This window comes from Novosphingobium sp. BW1, from assembly GCF_008107685.1.
GTDB lineage: Bacteria > Pseudomonadota > Alphaproteobacteria > Sphingomonadales > Sphingomonadaceae > Novosphingobium.
Window position 1 is genome coordinate 21,889 of record NZ_VIRF01000085.1, and the last position, 17,259, is coordinate 39,147.

At 64.2% G+C, this 17,259-nt stretch carries 14 protein-coding genes and 1 pseudogene; 6 read left to right on the top strand and 9 right to left on the bottom strand.

The genetic code is table 11. The features are described 5' to 3' along the window. Positions 1-208 precede the first annotated feature (208 nt). Positions 209-1,123 carry a sulfotransferase gene (locus FMM79_RS16235; protein ID WP_240339256.1) on the top strand — a complete coding sequence of 305 codons (915 nt, stop codon included), beginning with the start codon at positions 209-211 and terminating at the stop codon, positions 1,121-1,123. A 112-nt stretch (positions 1,124-1,235) separates the two neighbouring features. Then, entirely contained in the window at positions 1,236-1,976 is a 741-nt protein-coding gene (locus FMM79_RS16240) for a sugar transferase (protein ID WP_240339257.1), read from the top strand. Between the two features lie 444 nt (positions 1,977-2,420). Here FMM79_RS16240 and FMM79_RS16245 read toward each other — a convergent pair. Next, positions 2,421-2,919: pseudogene (locus FMM79_RS16245) on the bottom strand (IS5 family transposase); the annotation flags it as partial. Between the two features lie 125 nt (positions 2,920-3,044). Between FMM79_RS16245 and FMM79_RS21955 the strand changes: the two are divergent. Together FMM79_RS21955 and FMM79_RS16250 are read left to right on the top strand one after the other, a co-directional pair. After that, positions 3,045-3,299 carry a hypothetical protein gene (locus tag FMM79_RS21955; RefSeq protein ID WP_240339258.1) on the top strand — a complete coding sequence of 85 codons (255 nt, stop codon included), beginning with the start codon at positions 3,045-3,047 and terminating at the stop codon, positions 3,297-3,299. Continuing rightward, entirely contained in the window at positions 3,227-3,646 is a 420-nt protein-coding gene (locus tag FMM79_RS16250; RefSeq protein ID WP_240339259.1) for an IS5 family transposase, read from the top strand. The genes FMM79_RS21955 and FMM79_RS16250 overlap by 73 nt, the downstream gene beginning before the upstream one ends. Before the next feature lie 120 nt (positions 3,647-3,766). Here FMM79_RS16250 and FMM79_RS16255 read toward each other — a convergent pair whose 3' ends face one another. From FMM79_RS16255 to FMM79_RS21960, 3 genes are read right to left on the bottom strand one after another with little or no spacing between them, the layout of a single operon-like run. Beyond that, positions 3,767-4,762, bottom strand: coding sequence for an endonuclease/exonuclease/phosphatase family protein (locus tag FMM79_RS16255; RefSeq protein WP_148628501.1), 996 nt, complete (start codon positions 4,760-4,762; stop codon positions 3,767-3,769). Between the two features lie 31 nt (positions 4,763-4,793). Then, positions 4,794-5,507 (bottom strand): glycosyltransferase family 2 protein, encoded by a 714-nt coding sequence (locus FMM79_RS16260; protein ID WP_240339260.1) that lies wholly within the window; start codon positions 5,505-5,507, stop codon positions 4,794-4,796. After that, on the bottom strand, positions 5,504-5,725 hold the full coding sequence (locus tag FMM79_RS21960) for a hypothetical protein (RefSeq protein WP_240339261.1): 222 nt from the start codon (positions 5,723-5,725) through the stop codon (positions 5,504-5,506). Before FMM79_RS21960 ends, FMM79_RS16260 begins: the two co-directional genes overlap by 4 nt. Before the next feature lie 526 nt (positions 5,726-6,251). On the opposite strand from FMM79_RS21960, the gene FMM79_RS16265 reads away from it, so the two are divergent. Both FMM79_RS16265 and FMM79_RS16270 read left to right on the top strand, forming a co-directional pair. Continuing rightward, positions 6,252-7,241 carry a sulfotransferase gene (locus FMM79_RS16265; protein ID WP_148628502.1) on the top strand — a complete coding sequence of 330 codons (990 nt, stop codon included), beginning with the start codon at positions 6,252-6,254 and terminating at the stop codon, positions 7,239-7,241. 90 nt (positions 7,242-7,331) lie between these two features. Continuing rightward, positions 7,332-8,771, top strand: a complete 1,440-nt coding sequence (locus tag FMM79_RS16270) for a hypothetical protein (protein ID WP_205466699.1) — start codon at positions 7,332-7,334, stop codon at positions 8,769-8,771. A gap of 201 nt (positions 8,772-8,972) precedes the next feature. Here FMM79_RS16270 and FMM79_RS16275 read toward each other — a convergent pair whose 3' ends face one another. The 5 genes from FMM79_RS16275 to FMM79_RS16295 form a co-directional block, all read right to left on the bottom strand. Continuing rightward, the gene (locus tag FMM79_RS16275; protein WP_148628503.1) at positions 8,973-9,521 is read right to left on the bottom strand and encodes a GNAT family N-acetyltransferase; all 549 of its coding nucleotides are present in this window, start codon (positions 9,519-9,521) and stop codon (positions 8,973-8,975) included. 388 nt (positions 9,522-9,909) lie between these two features. Next, the gene (locus tag FMM79_RS16280; RefSeq protein ID WP_148628504.1) at positions 9,910-10,935 is read right to left on the bottom strand and encodes a sensor domain-containing diguanylate cyclase; all 1,026 of its coding nucleotides are present in this window, start codon (positions 10,933-10,935) and stop codon (positions 9,910-9,912) included. Between the two features lie 250 nt (positions 10,936-11,185). Next, positions 11,186-12,064, bottom strand: a complete 879-nt coding sequence (locus tag FMM79_RS16285; RefSeq protein WP_148628505.1) for an OmpA family protein — start codon at positions 12,062-12,064, stop codon at positions 11,186-11,188. Between the two features lie 370 nt (positions 12,065-12,434). Next, positions 12,435-13,028: a calcium-binding protein gene (locus tag FMM79_RS16290; protein WP_148628506.1), complete on the bottom strand. Its 594-nt coding sequence runs from the start codon at positions 13,026-13,028 to the stop codon at positions 12,435-12,437. Positions 13,029-13,567: 539 nt separating this feature from the next. Beyond that, positions 13,568-16,189 (bottom strand): S8 family serine peptidase, encoded by a 2,622-nt coding sequence (locus FMM79_RS16295; RefSeq protein ID WP_148628507.1) that lies wholly within the window; start codon positions 16,187-16,189, stop codon positions 13,568-13,570. Positions 16,190-17,259: the final 1,070 nt, after the last annotated feature.

Here is a 17,259-nt window from a genome sequence, read left to right on the forward strand (position 1 = left end):
GCGAAGGCCGGGGCGCTCGCAGGTCCCCCAGACGCCCCCTGAGTGCCCTTTCGTTCTACGTGGAGACGCGGGGTTCCGGAACGCGAAGTACCGCCATGTTGGACCTAACTCGCCGGGTGTCGGACGGCCTTGGCCCTTACCCTTGGCACACGGCGCGCGATCTGCGCCGATTCAGACCCTTGCCCGGGTCAAGGAACAGGGGGAGCGCATGAACGAGGACGCGGGACTGACCTTGCCGAGAGGAGAGTTTGGCGAGGTGCCGGAGGACGGGCGCGAAGTGAGGGACAGGGCGGGCCGCATCGGCTTCGCTCCCCGCATGTATCTGCGCGATGCGGGGAAGCGCGGGTTGGGCTGGCTGGTCGGGAGGGCGCTTCCGCACGGCCGCTACGACAGGTGCCTCTTCGTACTGGCGCACATGCGCTGCGGGTCGACTGCACTCTCCAATATCGTGTGTTCGCGGCCGGATTTCTCCGGTTACGGGGAGAGCCACGTGTATCATGACGGGCCAGATGCACCCGGCCGTCTGGCGGTCAACTGCGCACGGCGCAAGGGGTGGGAGGCGCGGGCGCCCTGGCAGTTCGACAAGATCCTCCATTCCCGTCTCGATGCCGCCGCGCCGCCTGCCTTCTTTTCGGCGCGGGCGATCTTCCTCGTGCGCGAGCCGTTCGCCTCGGTTCGCTCGATCGTCGATCTCTTCGCGCGGCTGGGACGGGACGAGTACCGTAGCCACGAGGAGGCCGCGTCCTACTATATCGGGCGCCTCACCGCGCTGGCCGAGATGTGGCCACGGTTCGATCCTGCACGTCGGATCGGTCTCACCCACGAGGCGCTGCTGCGCGATCCTGATACTGTCCTTGCCGCCATTTCGACGCGGCTGGGCATCACCCCGCCGCTGGTCAATGCCTATCGCAGCAAGGCAGCATCACGCCGCGGGGGCGGGGGCGACCCGCTGGTCAGCGGCCGCCATTCGCGGATCGAGCCGGGCCTGCCCGGACGGCCGGTTGATCCCTCCGATCTCGATCTGTCCCCGATGACTTGCGCGCGACTGCATGAAAGCTATGCGGCGCTGGCGGAGATATTCGGACGGGACGAGGCGCAAGAGCGCCGTGGACGGAGCGAATAGCCCCAAAGTGAACCTTGATCCTGTTGCAGCTGCGAGATGCGCATGGATAGTCGCAGGATAACAACATCGCATCGGGTCGCATCGTCACACTTACGTTCAGGGAGACCTGCCGATGTCGCAGAAAACTTACCACACTGGGCCGGGTCCTCTGACGGGACAGTCTTTCGCGCTTGCTCCGGGTGGCGGGCCGCTTGGCATGATGGGGTCGCCTTCAGGGTCCGAGCCGGGTGCGCCTTCGGCGTTGCAGCATGCGGTCTGGCGGCTGTTCGATATTCTGATCGCCACGGCTATCCTTGTCCTGATCGCCCCGTTTCTGCTGCTGCTTACCGCGCTGCTCTTCCTCAACGATCCCGGGCCAGTGTTCTACGCACACCGCCGTGTCGGCTATCGGGGACGCTTCTTTCCCTGCCTCAAGTTCCGCACCATGCGCACCGATGGCGATGCGATCTTGCGGCACTACCTGGCGGATAATCCCGCTGCCCAGCGGGAACTGGCCACAACCTGCAAGCTTCGGAACGACCCGCGCGTGACCGCAGTCGGTGCCATTCTTCGTAAGTTCAGCCTCGATGAATTTCCTCAGCTCTTCAACGTTCTCGCCGGGCAGATGAGCATCGTCGGACCGCGTCCGGTGGTCCTCTCCGAAGTGGAGCGCTATGGTCGGCAGTTCGAGGTCTATTGCCGGGTTCGTCCGGGACTGACGGGGCTGTGGCAAATCAGCGGACGCAGCGACGTGTCCTACGCCACCCGTGTGCGGATGGACATCGATTATGTCTGCCGCAAGGGCCTGGCCTTGGACCTCTGGTTGCTGTTCCGGACCATTCCCGCGGTCGCCTGCTCACGAGGGGCATATTGAGGCGACCTACGCAAGCCAACACCACACCAATACCACCCGAAATACCACGCTGCAGTGATGCTGACGCATCAGCATCATGGAACGCTCAGGTGCCGCGTAGGCCTTTCCTGAGTTGCGGCGGGTCCAGCTCCTCGTAACTCGCTACAACGACCGGGGGACGATCTGCGGCAGTAAAGCGGAACCGTGTCTGCCTCCCCATGTTGGCAATCGAGACACTTCGTCGGAACGGAGCCAAAATCACTGGGATTCTCGGCCTCGGTCGGCCGGATCTGTCCAACCCACCGTTTACGCCGTCCTGGCCGAGAACGGCGCACGTGGTGGCCGATCCCCAAGGCAAGCGGCGATACTTCCTGGAGTAGGGCTTTTTCAGCTACCCGCTTTTTCGAGCTAGGCGGTAGACTGATTATCGTTGATCCACAGGCGTGCTGAGAAGAGCTTTATGGCGGCAAGGAAGGTGCTGCCCGGCGGCACTGCGCCTAGAAGCGGATCGGCTTGCTTGCAGTCGCTCGCCTGCCCTTCGGACAGGTGCAGCTGGATCGGCAGTCCTCGACCATCGCCAGCGCATGGATCTTGGTCGTCAAACCGCTTCGTGAACGTCCCATGCAGCGATTTGGGTCCCCCTTTTTAGGGTCGCACCGTGCTGGTGGACTCGGATGGAGGAACTGTCGATCATCACCAGGTCGCCGTCGAAAGCCTGTGAAACAGCCGCCAGCTGCCGATCCCACACGCCCGCTTTGCGCCAGCGAACGAAGCGATTGTAGCAGGTGGTGTGCGGACCATAGCGCTCGGGAATATCCTCCCAAGGGCTGCCGGTGCGAAACCGCCACAATATCGCGTTGATCACCCGGCGATCATCCACCCGGGGCACACCGCGCGGCTTGTTCGCAAGCAGCGGCTCGATCACCGACCACTCGAAATCTGTCAGTTCAAAACCGCGAAGCATCGGAAAGGCTCCTTTCCCGAGCCTTGAATCAATCTCCGCCGCAGTGCGCAACTCAGTTTATGAGTTTACCGCCTAAGAGCTAAGCTGCGATTTGGCTTTGGTTGATCTCCCGATGCCGCCTCAACTTGAACACCATCTATCCGCGGTTCCGGCGGTGGAGCGAAGCCGGGGTCTGGGAGACAGCTGCCTTGACGCTGGCCGAGATCATGGCGGACAGCGGCCCTTACAGCATCGACAGCACCACAGTCCGCGCCCACGTCTCGGCCGCGGGCGGAAAAGGGGGACTCATCGACGCGCTCTTGGCCGCTTGCGGGGCGGGTTCACCAGTAAGCTACACGGTCTGGCTGATGCGCTCGGACGACCATTCGCCTTACATCTGACGGTCGGCGCGGCTGCGGGTTGCAGGGCCTATGCTGCCCTTATCGGCCTGCCCGAGCGCGCTCCTGACGCTTCGCTCGCCGATAAGGGATACGACGCCGATGCGATCCGTGCCGACCTTGCCGAACGAAATATCGAGGCCGCCATTCCCCGTCGATCAAACCGCCGCGTGAAGATCGAGTATGATCGGACGCTCTATAAGCAGCGCAAGCGTATCGAGCGCATGTTTGGCCCCCTCAAAAGCAACCGCGCCATCGCCACCCGCTACGACCAGCTTGCCAACAGCTTCCTCGGCATGGTTCATATCGCCACCATCCGATATTGGCTCAAATTTGTCCAAGCCGCCTAACACCCTGTTCAGATTTCCGGCATCACCTCATAGTGCTAGGCATCGCGTGCCCCACGAGCTTTTTCTTCGACCAGGTTGTCACCGGTGCATCGGGACCTGGTCCTGCTCGTCGCGTGTGGATCAGCCTACCTGGCAGACCTTGGCAATAAAGCCGCGATGGTCGGAGCCGAGCCTGAGCGAGGTCTCGAAGCTTTCCACCTGCCAATGGCGCCCTGTTAAAAGGTGGTCGATCTGCCAGAGGCCTTCAAGGCGCCTCTCCCCGAACTCGAGCGGCCAGGTTGGCCGGTCCGACCGGGTGATCGCCAGGCCATTGCGTGCGACGAAGTCCTGAAGGACCGGCAGGCGCGGCGAGAGGTTGAAATCCCCCAGCATGAGCGTGTCGGCATCCGCGCCCATGCGGGTTTCGAATTGCGCCAGTTCGCTTGCCTGTGCGTTCGGAGCGGTCGGCCGGGACAGGTGGACGGCGGCCACTTTCCACGCTCGCGCGCCGGTTACCGGAGGAAAGACCATGCCTGCTCCGGAAAGGGTTTGGCGGTTCTCTGCATCGCCGCGCGCCAATCCCAGATGTTCCATGGGAGGGATCTTCGTGTAAAGCCATGTAGAGCATTCCCCTTCAACCTGGCAATTCTGCCGAAAGGGGTAGGTGCGCTCGAGATACCGGGCGAGTTCGCCTGTGGGCTGGTGCATCTCGGCAAAACCGATCACGTCGGCGCGCGCGCGTTGAAGCCATCGGTGGATCTGGGGGGAATTGCGCACGGCATGCGCGTTCAGCCAGGCCAGAGTCAACCGCTGTGCATTGGGCGGGCACGGGGCCGGCGCGCGTGTGGCCGGCAGTAACGCCACCACGAATACAAAGCTGCTTACGCCAAAGCCGAGCCGCGCGCGTCGATCACGCGCGGCGAAAAGCAGCCCAAGTGTCGAGCCCAGTCCGAGCCACGCCGCGGGCATATGGACCAGCGCGGCAAGCCCCAGATCGGGCCAGCGCCAGGCCAGTTTGGGCGCGAGCAGGACAAGTCCCGAGAGCCCCAGCCCCGCAGTTGCCAGCCGGATGAGCCACGTTCGCAGCCATAGGTGTATGGGAGCCTGCGGTGTGGGGCGATCAACCGGTGGGTGCATGCTTAGCCGTGTAGGCTGCTGGGCGGGAAGATCAAAGGGTTTCGATCCTTTCGGGGGTCAGGCGTCCGCGCACAAGGTCGAACAGGCCGATCCAGTTGCCCAAGGCTCGGCCGCGCCGGTCCACCCAGGGTTCGGATCTTAGAATCTTTATGTGGTTAGCCAATAGGTTGCCCAGTATCAGCCGTAAGGCAAAGCCAAGCGGCATTGTCCCTTTACGGACCAGGTAGGATGGGTTGATGACCTGCGAATATCCCAGCCGCAACCCGGGTGTTCGGCCATGCTTGACCCCCTGGTGCACGCCGCAGAAGGCAAAGGTCTTCACGATGCGGCCGCGCGGGCGAAGTGCCGCGGCAAAGTCGATATCTTCTTGCCACGCATAGAGCCTGAGCCGTTCGTCGAAGCGCTGGGTGCCGATGGCGGCGGTGCGGTAGGCCATGTTACATCCGTAGAGGCCGGTGAGATCGGTGACGATGCAGTTGGGCGCGCGCTCGTGTGCATTGGCGTGAGTTTGGAGCAGCTGCTGGGCCTTCGCGAAGTCGATCCCGGGACTGTTGATACCATCGGCGATCACATGCCCCGTCGCGCCCGCGACGTCGGGATGAGTGGCAAAGAACTCGCGGATGCGAGCCAAGCTGTCCGGCGCGGGGATGAAATCGTCATCGTAGAACACGACCACGTCGTAGTCGCACCCCAGCTGTTCCAGTGCGGTATTGCGCTGCGCGCACAGGCCCTTGGGCCCCGTCACGATGGCAATGCGCTGTCCCTTGGGCGGGGGGGGGGCAGGTCCTGCGCGCCGGTCACGGAGAACAGCAGCAATTCGGGCGGCTGGCATTGCCGGGCCATCAGCTCTTGCATCTGCGTGATCAGTTCCGGACGGCCGAGACTGGCTACGACCACGGCCACGCGCAGAGAGGCGGCCTCGGCCACAGGAGCAGGGTAGGCGGCATCCGGTCCGCGCCTCACGGTGCCTGCGGCGACGTCGTTGGCCGGCGCTGGCACCGCGGGCGCGCGGGCGAGAAGGGGCGGCAGGATAGGGTGCATACGAACCTCGCTGCAAGGTGAGAGCCGCCGCAAGGGTGCCGGAGATCCTGCAACGCTCCGCGTGCCTTGCCATGTGCAGGCGCGTGAAGCGGGACCTCCGCCGGTACCTTGCGAGTAGGCACGTGTTCATCCTCAGGGTGCCCCACCAGCCGAAGTCTGCCCATGCCATTTGCATCCGTTTACGAGTTAGCACGGGCGCGCTGCCTGCAAGTTGGGCGCAGTAGCCCCGCCGGCCGCGCCTTCCCGGCCGGTACAGACATGATCGGAAGAGGCCTAGATAAGGTTGCAGTGCAGCATGTGCGCGCGATTGGAGGGGTTTTTCCCGCATGTTCCGGACGTCTGCGCGATGCCGCGGGCGCGATACCACCGAAATGGAGGCTCCTGCGATACTATGCAGGTCTGCGTAAGGATAGTCTGGCTGCACTGACCGGCCATGGAGACCCGCAGGATGCAGGACACGATCGAACGCCGCATAGGCATCGCCGCCGAACCGGACAAACGGCGGGAAAAACCGGGACAGTCTGCCGGGACGGGGGATCGCGCGGCGGCGCTGGCGCAGGTGGCGGTCGCGGCCGGGCGGCCCAACCTGTTCGTGATTGGCGCGTCGAAGTCGGGCTCCAGCGCGCTGCATGCCTACCTGCGCCAGCACCCCGATATCGCGATGAGCACCGAGAAGGAGCCTTGCTTCTTCGTCGATCCGGCTGAGCTGGCGCAGGCTTGGCCGATCATGGCGCGGCGCGCCTGCTCGCACGAGCCTGGTGCCTATCTCGCGCTGTGGCAGGGGCGCGCACAGGCCCGCTACCGCGGCGAGGGCAGCGTCTACTATTCGCAGGCTCCGGCACGCAGTGGCGTGGCGGCGCGGATCGCGGCGACCGTGCCGGAGGCGCGCATCATTTACGTCGTGCGCGAACCGGTCTCGCGGGCCATCGCGCACTACTGGCAGCGTGCCAAGGAATTCCAGGAGCGCCTGCCGATCGAACGGGCCATGCGGGAGAACCCGATCTACCGGGATACCTCCGACTATGCCCTGCAACTGGCCGAATACCGCGCCCATTTCCCGCCCGAGCAGATCCACGTGTTCGCGGCCGAGGAACTTCGCCGTGACCGGCGCCGCGTGCTCGACGAGTGCTTTGCCTGGCTGGGTCTTCCCGGCGTTGATTATGCCAAGGCGGACCTCGCCGAACGGCACCGCTCGCCACCTACCAGCCGGCGCGAGCGCTTTCCCTTCGTGCGGATATTGCGCGATTCCGCGCTCTGGGCCGGGATGCGTGGGCACCTGCCGGACCGTTTGGTCGGAAAATTGCGGGCGGCGGCAACGGTTTCCTTCGACAAGCAGGAGGTCGATGAAGCGGCAGCGCGCGCCTACCTTGCCGAGTACCTCGCGCCGCGCCGGGCCGCCTTCGAGGCGATGATCGGCCGAACGATGGACGCCTGGTAGGATGGTGTGTCGGGCGGGCGCCGGAGCGGCGCGAAGCCAGGGGCATGGTGGCGCAGCCTTGTGGCTCGGTGCGGCTTCGGGGGGCGCGCGATGACACTGCTTCCTATCCTTGTTTTCTGGGTGCTCCTGGCTTGGGGGATGGCCGGGCCGCGCAGCGTCCTTCTCTACCTTTTCTTTGCGACGATGCCGTTCGGCGCCTTCGCGGTGCTTCCGACGGGACTGACCGGGGGGCTGACCTTCACGCCCACGCCGGTGGTGGCGCTGGCGCTGGTCTTGCGGACCTTCCTGCGGCCAGGCGGCGCGGGCGCACTGCTGGGTCTTGCGCTCCGGCCCGAACGGCTCTTGCTGCTGGCCTCGTTCGGCGTGGTGGCGGTCATCGTCACGCTGTTCATGCCGCGCCTGTTTGCAGGGGTCATCGAAGTCGTGCCCGTGCGCGGCGACCTTGATCAGACGGTGCCCTTGCGGCCCAACCAGCAGAACATCTCGCAACTGGCCTATCTGTTGATCGCGCTGGCCAGTGTCTTTGCCTTTGCCCGGCTTCTGCGCAGCCCGCGCCTGCGCCAGCACGCCTACCGCGCCTTGTGCCTGGGCGGGGTGGTCGCGGTGCTGACCGGGCTGCTCGATCTGGCGGCGGGGAGCATGCCGCTGGATGGGCTGCTCGCCCCGTTCCGCACCGCGAGCTATGCTCTTGCCGTCGATGTCGAAGTGCTGGGTGGCAAGCGCGTGGTGGGCCTCATGCCCGAGGCCTCGGCCTACGGCGGATTGTGCCTGGCCTTCCTGTGCGCGATCCATTTCTATTGCCGGGCCATGTGGGCAGGGCCGGTGCGCGACATTGCGGCTCCGCTCCTGGTCCTCGCCCTGATCGGGTTCATCTGGCTCGCGCGTTCGAGCGGCGCCTACGTGGGATTTGCCGTGTTCGTGATGCTGGCCGTGCTGGACTGGTGCCTGCGGCTGGGCGCGCGAGGGCGCGGCGCGCGGCGGGGTGTCGCGGGTGAACTGGGCTTCGTGGTGGTGCTGGTGATCGGCCTGTGCCTGGTGGTGATCGTCATGCCCCATGCGTTGGACCCGGTCTATGAGCTGGTGGATCGTATGGTGTTTCAGAAGGGATCGTCGGACTCCTACGAGCAGCGCGGCATGTGGCGGCGCGTGGCCTTTGAGGGACTACTCTCGACCCAGGGTCTGGGGCTGGGCCTGGGCAGCGCGCGCACGTCCAGCAGCCTGGTCGCGATCCTGAGCGGAACCGGCCTTCTGGGCGGGGCCCTGTACTACGGCTTCTTCCTGCAGTGCCTGTTGCGCACGGGCCGTGATCGGATGGGAGAGGCATCCTTCGTCTTCAGTGCCTTCCGCTTTGCAGCCATGCCGGGCTTCGTCGTGGGCCTGATGGTGGGGAGCGCGGATTTCGGCGGTATGCTGGCCTTCGGCTTTGGTCTTGTCAGCGCGTTGGCCGACGACGTGCGCAGGGCGACCCGGCGGCGTCCGGTTCGCTCCGGGCACCTATGGGGCCCGGAGAACGCTCTCGCCGTGCCGTAAGGGGGAAACCCAGTAAGGAAATGGGCGTGGAAAGGGAGTCGCTCTTTCAAGGGGCGATCGCCGCTTGCCCCCCAAATGGGCGACCTCAGCTCTTTCCGCCAAGACGGCGCGCTGGACGTGCACTCACCAGTCTGGTGTACCCGAGGGCGATGGCCCTCGAATCTGTCCTTCTTGTGACCTTCGTCTCTGCCCTTTGCAGATTCAAAGGGCCGTGCGCATCCGCCGGAAAGGGATGGTGAGGCCCGCCGTTTCTGCTTCTACATCCTCGACAGCGACATAGCCGCAGGCACGGTAGAGCGGTTCACCGCTCAGCGTGGCCATCAATTCGGCGTAGGTAAAGCCCCTGTCGGCGGCCGCCTCTTCGCAGCGCTGCAGGACGACGCGGGCGATCCCCCGACGGGTAAAGTCGGGGTGGGTGTACATGGCCCGGATGCGTGCGGGATCGCGCCCCGGGTCGAGCGTGGCCGGGTCGCGCAGCGCGGCGCTGTGATCGCCGCCATAGAGCGTCGCGCGGTAACTCCATCCCCCACACCCGGCAAGCTGGCCGTCGATCTCGGCCAGGAGGTACGTGCCATCCGTGATCAACTGGGTGTCGAGCCCCATGAGGTGGTGGCTTGCAGCCACCTGCTCGCAGGTCAGCCAGGAGGTTTGCAGCGTGTCGATCGCGCTCTGGATGAGATTGCGGATGCGGGGCAGGTCCCGCGCGCTGGCCCAGCGCGTGGTGAGTGCGGAAGGCTGGGTGCGGGTCATGCTAAAGGTCCGTAACTGGGGCAGGAGGAGGGCGTGGACTGGTACGCGATGGCTCGCAGCCTGCCCAGAGGGGGCTGGCGCCAAGTCGTGGAAACAGGAAGAAGGATGCCGAGGGCTATCGCCCTCTGGCTCCCCTAACTGGCGCGCTGACCTTTTGCCCGGCGCCGTCGCGGGAAAAGGTGCGGTCGCCGATGCCGGGGCAGGGGCGATGACGATGAAATTGTTGGCAAAGCTTGGTGTGGCCTTGATGGCATCGTGCAGCGTGGCGGGACTGTCCATCCCGGCCCAGCCCCAAGCCCAACCTCAGCCCGAGCCCGGTGCCTGCGGGCGAACATCAGCTGACGATGCGGGGAACTGTCGCGCGACGGCTCCCCGTTTTGCGTGCGAGTCAGGTGCGCGCGTGGCGTGCCTTCTTTTCGACGTACATGGCCGCATCGGCGTGCTTCAGGGCCTCCTGCGGAGTATAGCGAGCCGGATCGGCGCAAATCACGCCGAGACTGGGGCCTGCGTAGTCCAGCGTGCAGGTGTCGAGCACGATGCGTCCCTGAAGCAAGGGGGTCAGGCGGGCGCGCAAGGCGTCGGCGGGGTCTCCTGCGTCCTCGGCACCCTCGGCATTGGGGGAGCCAAGTCCCACGACGACGAACTCGTCGCCACCCACGCGGCCCAGGATGTCGCTGCTGCGCATGCCGTCCTGCAGCCGCTCGGCGATTTCGATGAGGAAGGCGTCGCCGGCATCGTGGCCATGGACATCGTTGATCGCCTTGAAGCCATCGAGGTCGATAAAGGCGACGAGGACGCTGCGGCCCTCGCGCAGGGCAAGCGCGAAGAGGCGCTGCATGTCGTGTTTCAGCGCGCGGCGGTTGGGAAGGCGGGTCAGCGGGTCGGTGTTGGAAAAGGCCTCAAGCTGGAGGTTGGCCGCGCGTAGCCGGTCCAGCATGTGTTCGCGCTGAAGGTGCTGCTCGATCAGCGTACCGAACAGGGTGAGCGCCTGGCGCCCCTGCGCATTGAGCGGCTGGCAGGTGGTGCTGGCCGCGCACAACGTCCCGAACAGCGTGCCATCTTCAAGATGCAGCGGCGTGGTAACGTAAGTACGGATGCCAAGCGCGCGGGCGGCCTCGGAATCGCCCCAGCAGGCCTGCGCGTCCTCGGTCATGGGACGTCCCTCGTCGAGCGCGCGCTTGCACAAGGTGTCGTGCCAGGGCACCGAAAGGCCCTCGGGGATCTGCATTTGCGCGCTGTTGCGCGCATAGAGGATGGTCTGCAGCCCCTCGTCGAGGTCGATGCGGGTGAGGTAGGTGCTCTCCAGTCCGGTGATGAGTTCGAGCAGGTCGAGCAGCGGACGCGTCAGTTGCTCCGTCGACTGCGCCGCAGTGACGGTTTCCGACAAGCAATCGAGCAAACCATTCGGTGTCATGCGAATTTCCGCTTCCGGCAAAGGCCAGCTACCGCTCCAATGAGTGCATTTTTTTAAGTAGTTCTGCCTTATCGTGGCTGCCAAATGGTGAAGGGATCGGACCGCAAGGAACGCTCGCGGGTGTGAAATATGCGTTTGTGGGAAGCGGCAATGGCTCCTTGGATCAGATTTCCTTTCTCCTCCTCCCATACAAACGCCCCGCCATGGCCAGAGCCACGACAAGGCGTTTGTGCTTCCCGGTGTGCCGCGATCAGAGGCCGTCGAGACCCTTGCTGACGAGAATGTTCACGGCGACGCGGCGGTTCTGCGCCTTGCCGTACTCGGTCGTGTTGTCGGCCAGCGGGTCGGCTTCGGCCATGCCGGTGGGTGTGAGCATGCGGTAGGGCTTCCAGCCGCAAGCCTGCTGCAGGTAGTTCACGACGCCCGCGGCGCGCTTTTCGCTCAGCATCTGGTTGAATTCCTGGCTGCCTGTGGAATCGGTGTACCCCACAACCAGCATCAGCGCGTTGTCCATACCTTCGGCGGCGCTGGCGGTGGCGCACAGGTCCGCCTTGGCTTCGCTCGACAGGTTCCATTTGCCGGTGGCGAAGTTGACGTTGGTGGTGCCCTTGATGTTGTACTTGTCGATGTCGCCCATGCGCCCGCGCAGGGCCTCGGTGGCGGCGGTCTGTTCGGCGAAGCCCTGTTCGGTGCCGTTGCGGATCATCGCCGCAGTCTCGAAGTCGTCCTTCTGGAACTTGATGCGGCTGGCCACGAGATCGCCCGAGGGGTTCTGCATGGTGCGCACGTCGACGGGGAGGCCGTTCAGCAGCGCCTGGTCGGTGCGGTCCTTCGAACTGATGCCGAAGATACCCGACTTGGAAACAATCTGCGTGGTCTGGTCGAGCGTCACGACGTTGCGCGCGCCGTCCTCGCCGGTGATTTGCAGACGGTTGCCGTCGCGTGCGGAGATGAAGCCTTCCAGTTCGGGGCCTTCGACCATTTCGGCGGTGTCGGCCGGCGCGTCGCTGTACATGGTGGCGGTGAGCTCGGCATCGCCGGAGCCCTGGTCCTGCGCCGTGGCGGTGCCCCCCGCGGCCAGCGCCCCGAGCGCGAGAGCAATCGCCGGTTTGTTCGAAATGACTCGCATTACGTTTCTTCCTCCGTTTCGTGTCACCGGGACAATCGGTCCGCGAAAAAGGTGCCCTTTTTCGCCCCCCTCTCGGCTGTGCCCGGCGCCTGGATAAATTCGTTCCTGGTCGCGTCCGCAGACAAGGCCGATGCCTTTTCCACGAACGCGGTGGACTTTCTGAGTGTTGTCCGGATGCTTGCCCATAAATGAACACAAGGCCCGAGAGACTTTCTTGTGCGGGTACCTGAGCGCCGGGCGCGATGAACCGTTCCGACACGCTCGGAGGAAGATGCTTTTTCGAAAGGCAGGACGTCGACGCAAAAAGAGCCGGATTGCTCCGGCTCTTTTCTTTCACATGGTGAACTTCGGGACAGAAGTTCGGGGGAGATCAGATGAACATGACATCCGCCATGGTGACTTCCGAATCGTAGAACGTCACCGTGGTTCCGCCATAGGTCATGATCGTGTTGCCCGAGCTTTCGATATAGGTGAAGCTGGGGCCAGAGCCGTCGTTTTCGGTCAGGACGACATGGTCAATCCCGACTTCGAAATCGAAGACCTTGTCGGTGCCGTCGTCCATATCAAAAATGAAGAAATCCTCGTAATTTTCGTTGTCGTCGTCGTCGTTCGGGTTGTCGCCGTAGAGGACGTCATCCCCATCGCCGCCGATGATGATGTCGGAGCCGTCGCCGCCGTAGATGCGGTCGTTCTGGCCGCCACCATCAAGGTAGTCGTTCCCCGCACCGCCCCAGAGCTTGTCATTTGAGCCTTGCCCGTAAAGCTCGTCGTTGCCGTCGCCGCCGTAGAGCTTGTCCTGGTTGGCACCGCCCTTGGCGATGTCATCGCCCGCCCCGGCCTTGATGATGTCCAGGGCGCCGCCGCCATCGAGTTCATCGTTACCGGCGGTGCCATTGATGACGTTGTCGAATTCGTTGCCTTCAACCAGACCGCCACCTTCTTCGGCGTTGATGATCTCAGCCATGTAAACTTCCTTTCGCATCTCACTGCATCTTGCATTTGTTGAGCCGGGCACTGCGTGCCCGGCGGTGTGCACAGCTTGCAGCGACCCCCTGTTGTGTACTTCGCAGGCGCTTACGCGGGCGAAGCCGTCATTCTTGCAAGGCCGACCGGAAGTTCTGTCCCGGCCATCTGTGTCTTGGCGATAGCACCAGCCGGGGGGAGGCGTTCCACGGTTAAGAATCCGAAACCGAGTTTGTTTACTATGAAGTTCTACGTATTTCTGGAGTTGTGGCCGGAATTGCGTCGTGTTCTCGGGTATTTGGGCTGCCCTTGAACCAGGAAGCCCGCCCGTACTGGAGGTACCTTGCGCATTTCGTCGCAAGACTTGCACGTGTTGTGGGCGTCAGTGCGCTACGTGTTTGCGCGTGGTTGTGGGGGCGGGTGGGCCATTCTGCCCGCGATTCTGTCGGCCGGTGGGGTGGACAGGCGGTCCGTCGACAGCAAAGGCTGGACCCTGCGTGCAGGGCCCGGCCTCTCCCGGTCGTGATATGTCTAAGGGGATCAGGCGCAGAGCAGGCCCAGGTCGGTTTCTGCCATCGACAGGTCGAGCTCGCCGTAGCCGCGCAGGCGCACGACATCGTGAGTAGAGCCGTTCAGGGTCATCTGCAGGATCATGGTCGTGCCCGCTTCGGTCAGTGTGAACTCGGCGCCGTTCATGTCGTCCGCGCCGACGCCGGTGAGGAGGATGCGGTCGCCCTCGGCGGTGTCGAAGTCGAAGATGGTGTCGATGGTGTCGATATCGTCGAAGTCGAGGACGAAGGTGTCCGCGCCGTCGCCGCCGTAGAGACGGTCCGAACCCTCACCGCCATAGAGCCAGTCGTTGCCGTCGCCGCCCTTGAGCACGTCGCTTCCGGCATCGCCCAGCAGCATGTCGGCGCCCGCGTTGCCTTCAAGGCGGTCATTGCCCGCACCGCCCGAGATGTGGTCGGCCTCGTCGGCGCCTTCGATGTCGTCGTCACCGCTCGTGCCGGTGAGGTAGGTGGCGTAATCGGCGCGGCCCTCATCTGCGGGGGGCGTGGCGGCCGGTTCGTCCGCAGCCGGCTCCTTGGCGACGGGTTCTTCGGGGGCGGGCTCGGCCGGAGCGCTGGCATCGGGGGTACCATCCACCGGGGCGGCCTCGATCGGCCCGTCGCCCAGCGCGGCGGAAAGCTGCGCGAAGGTGTAGTTGCCGCTTGTGAGGAGGAAGGTCTCCACGTTGGCAACGCTCGTCACCTCACCGGCGCGGGCCGAGATGTGCAGGGTGCCGTCCGCGGCCAGGCCGCCGGTCAGCGAACCAAGGGTAGCGTCGATGACAAGCGTGTCCTGACCTGCGCCGCCATCGAGCACGTCGTTGCCGAAGCTGAAGTAGATCGTGTCGTTGCCCCGGCCGGTGCCGATCACGTTGGCGGCGTTGCTGCCGCGCACGGTGTCGTTGCCATCGCCGGTAAAGGCGTTCTCGATGCTCGCGTCCATCGCGATCCGAACTCCGGCGAGCACGGTGGCGCTCTTGCCCGAAAGGTCGACAGTCGATCCCGAGATGATGGCGGCGGCGTTCAGCGTGTCGGTGCCGCCATCGGTATCGCGCAGCACGCTGCGCTCGGCCAGGTCGGCGCTGTCATAGAGCAGGCCCAGTTCGTCGGTGTAGACATAGGTGTCGTCGTCGAGGTCGGTGGTGTTTCCCAGCACCGTCAGGGTGACATCTTTCAGTGTACCCGACATCGGATCGCCGCTCTTGAGGACGGCATCGGGGTTGCGGTTGTGGATCTCCAGCGTCCAGGTGCCCTTGGCCATCTCGCCCATCGAGGCAACCGAGGAGAAGGTGAAGTCGCGCACGTTGCCCACGCGGTCGGTGCCGGGCAGGTCGTACATCAGGCGCACCTTGGTACCCTCGGGCGAAACGAGATAGACATCGAGGTTGCCGGTCTCGGTCCAGCGCAGGTCCATTGAAAGCTGGACGTGCTCCACCGACATCGCCTTGTCGATGACAAGGTCAACCGCGATCATGTCGGTCTTGCCCGCGACAAGGGTCTTGTTGGTGGTGACGGTCCTGGAAACGCTGGCGAGGTTTGCGTAAGTCTGCTGGTCGGTCCAGGTTTCGGCAAGGCGCACCGCGTCGTGGACGTTGAGGAAGCCATAGCCATAGGCGTCGCTGAAGTGCAGGCCCCCGCCGTTGAAGTTGGTCGCGCCGTTCGTGGTCCAGTCATCGTTGAAGGTGACGGTGTCCGAGAGGCCTTCACGGCGCGCCGAGTAGGCAAGGATTTCCTGCACGTCGCGGTAGCCCAGCTCCGGGTTCGCCTCGAGCATGAGGGCAATCGCGGCCGAGACGGCGGGCGCGGCGAAGGAGGTGCCGTTGAAGTGGTCCCAGCGCTCGTTGAGCGTGGTGGTGAAGACATCGCGGCCCGCGGCCGAGATCAGCACGTTGGCGCCCACGCTGGTGAATGAGGAAGCGGCGCCGCTCGGGTCCACCGCGCCCACCGCGATGGTGTAGGGCGAGTTCTGGAAGTTGTGGTAGTTCGACGAGCCACCCGTGCCGACGTTGCCCGCGGCAAAGACGAGCGAAGTGCCAAGGCCGTCACGCCCGTTCATCACCGGGTTGAGGAGCGCGGCGCCGTATTCGGGGTTGCGGGCGAAGTCGTCGGCGAAGTTTGAGGAGAAGCTCCAGCTGTTGTTGACGACGTCGAGCTCGGCCGAACGGTCAAGCGCGGCGAGGATGTCGGAGACGGCGGTCGATTTGTTATAGTCGATGCCATAGCCGACCAGCGTGGCGCCCGAGGCAATGCCCACGGTGCCGACCTGGTTGTTGCCCTCGGCCGAGATGATCCCGGCGACGGCCGTGCCGTGCAGGTGCGGCAGTTTCGCCGGATCGATGGTGACGTTGCCGGTGCCAAGCGCGAAGTTGTAGTCGAGCGAGGTGTCGTAGGCGCCCTCCAGATCCGTGTGACGAAAGTCGAACTGGCTGTCGATCACGCCGACCTTCACGCCCTTGCCGGTGTAATCCGCCCAGACCGGGAAGACGTCGATGCTGAGCAGCGAGTCCTGCGTCGATCCATCCAGGTACCACTGCTTCTTCTCGTACTTGTCGGTGGTGTAGAAGGCGTCGGGCGAAACGAGCGTGGCGGACGAAGCGATGACAGTCTTTTCCATGTGATCAATCCCTTGTTTTAAATAGGTTGTCGGCGTGTCTGTCGTGGCCTGCAGACGGTGTGCCGCTCGACTGATCAGCGAATTAGGTGCCCGCTGGTGAACGCCACCTAAGTGGGCGTAGTGAACTTATTTTAACGCGATATCTGCGTATTTATTACTTGAATCTCGATCTTTAGATACGTGTTTGCCCGGCGTTTCGGAGGATGCGTAGTCGCCTGCAATCGTGGCCCGCGCCGAAGCCATTTGCGCGTTAGGTCCATGTTCACCATGTTGGGGCGGGGCGATCGATGCAGGTCGAGCGGGGAGGGCGGACGCCTACAAAACTAGGGGGACGTCCGGGATGGTGCCGGTTCCGCTTGCGACGCTACCGAACCGCCTGTCGCGCATTTTTTCGCGTCTGAACCCTTTTTTGGGGGGGCGGGGCGAGTTGAGGCGGCGACCCATCGCCTGTAATTCGCAGTTCATGGCCGGAGCGATTCGATGTGGGGGAAGGGGCCACTGCGGCTCCGGTGCCTCTATATAACGAGCCCGTTGGCGCGGATCCGGAAGAGGCAGGTCTGATCCAAGGGGAATGGATACCGCGCCCTGTAGTAGAAGAGTCGTATCTGCGAGAGCCGGACATGCGGATGGGAACCTGGGCAGTAGGAATAGGATTTTCCAAGGGGCATTGCGCTCGGGCACACCGAACTGTCTGGGATAGCTCCCGCACGCGACCTTGGCTGAGAGGAAAGGTGTGGCTGGGAGAAAGGAAGGGAGCATCCACTCAGCTCCATGTACTCGCTTGTCAGGAATACAGCGCCGGCTGGCGCATGCTAAAGGCGATTGATTACGAAAGCCCGAGGGCGATGGTCCTTGGCGTCATCCTTTCCGCCCCGCCTTCCCAAGACCCGGTCACATGCATTTGCGGGGCTCGGCGTAGTTTTCCACAAGAGCCGTAATTGGCTTTGAAAAAAGGGTTTGACCGAATCGCGGGGTCCGCTTAGAGGGCCTCTCACCGCAGCGAAGCACGCCGCCAAACACGGCGCTTTGGGGTGGTCGCCACGATAGACGGACAGCTTGTTCCCCGGGTC

Excerpts from the sequence above, each read along its gene's own strand:
- FMM79_RS16275 (WP_148628503.1), bottom strand. The coding sequence starts at position 9,521 with ATGACCCGCACCCAGCCTTCCGCACTCACCACGCGCTGGGCCAGCGCG.
- FMM79_RS16270 (WP_205466699.1), top strand. The coding sequence starts at position 7,332 with ATGACACTGCTTCCTATCCTTGTTTTCTGGGTGCTCCTGGCTTGGGGG.
- FMM79_RS16240 (WP_240339257.1), top strand. The coding sequence starts at position 1,236 with ATGTCGCAGAAAACTTACCACACTGGGCCGGGTCCTCTGACGGGACAG.
- FMM79_RS16285 (WP_148628505.1), bottom strand. The coding sequence starts at position 12,064 with ATGCGAGTCATTTCGAACAAACCGGCGATTGCTCTCGCGCTCGGGGCG.
- FMM79_RS16295 (WP_148628507.1), bottom strand. The coding sequence starts at position 16,189 with ATGGAAAAGACTGTCATCGCTTCGTCCGCCACGCTCGTTTCGCCCGAC.
- FMM79_RS16290 (WP_148628506.1), bottom strand. The coding sequence starts at position 13,028 with ATGGCTGAGATCATCAACGCCGAAGAAGGTGGCGGTCTGGTTGAAGGC.
- FMM79_RS16255 (WP_148628501.1), bottom strand. The coding sequence starts at position 4,762 with ATGCACCCACCGGTTGATCGCCCCACACCGCAGGCTCCCATACACCTA.
- FMM79_RS16235 (WP_240339256.1), top strand. The coding sequence starts at position 209 with ATGAACGAGGACGCGGGACTGACCTTGCCGAGAGGAGAGTTTGGCGAG.
- FMM79_RS16280 (WP_148628504.1), bottom strand. The coding sequence starts at position 10,935 with ATGACACCGAATGGTTTGCTCGATTGCTTGTCGGAAACCGTCACTGCG.
- FMM79_RS16265 (WP_148628502.1), top strand. The coding sequence starts at position 6,252 with ATGCAGGACACGATCGAACGCCGCATAGGCATCGCCGCCGAACCGGAC.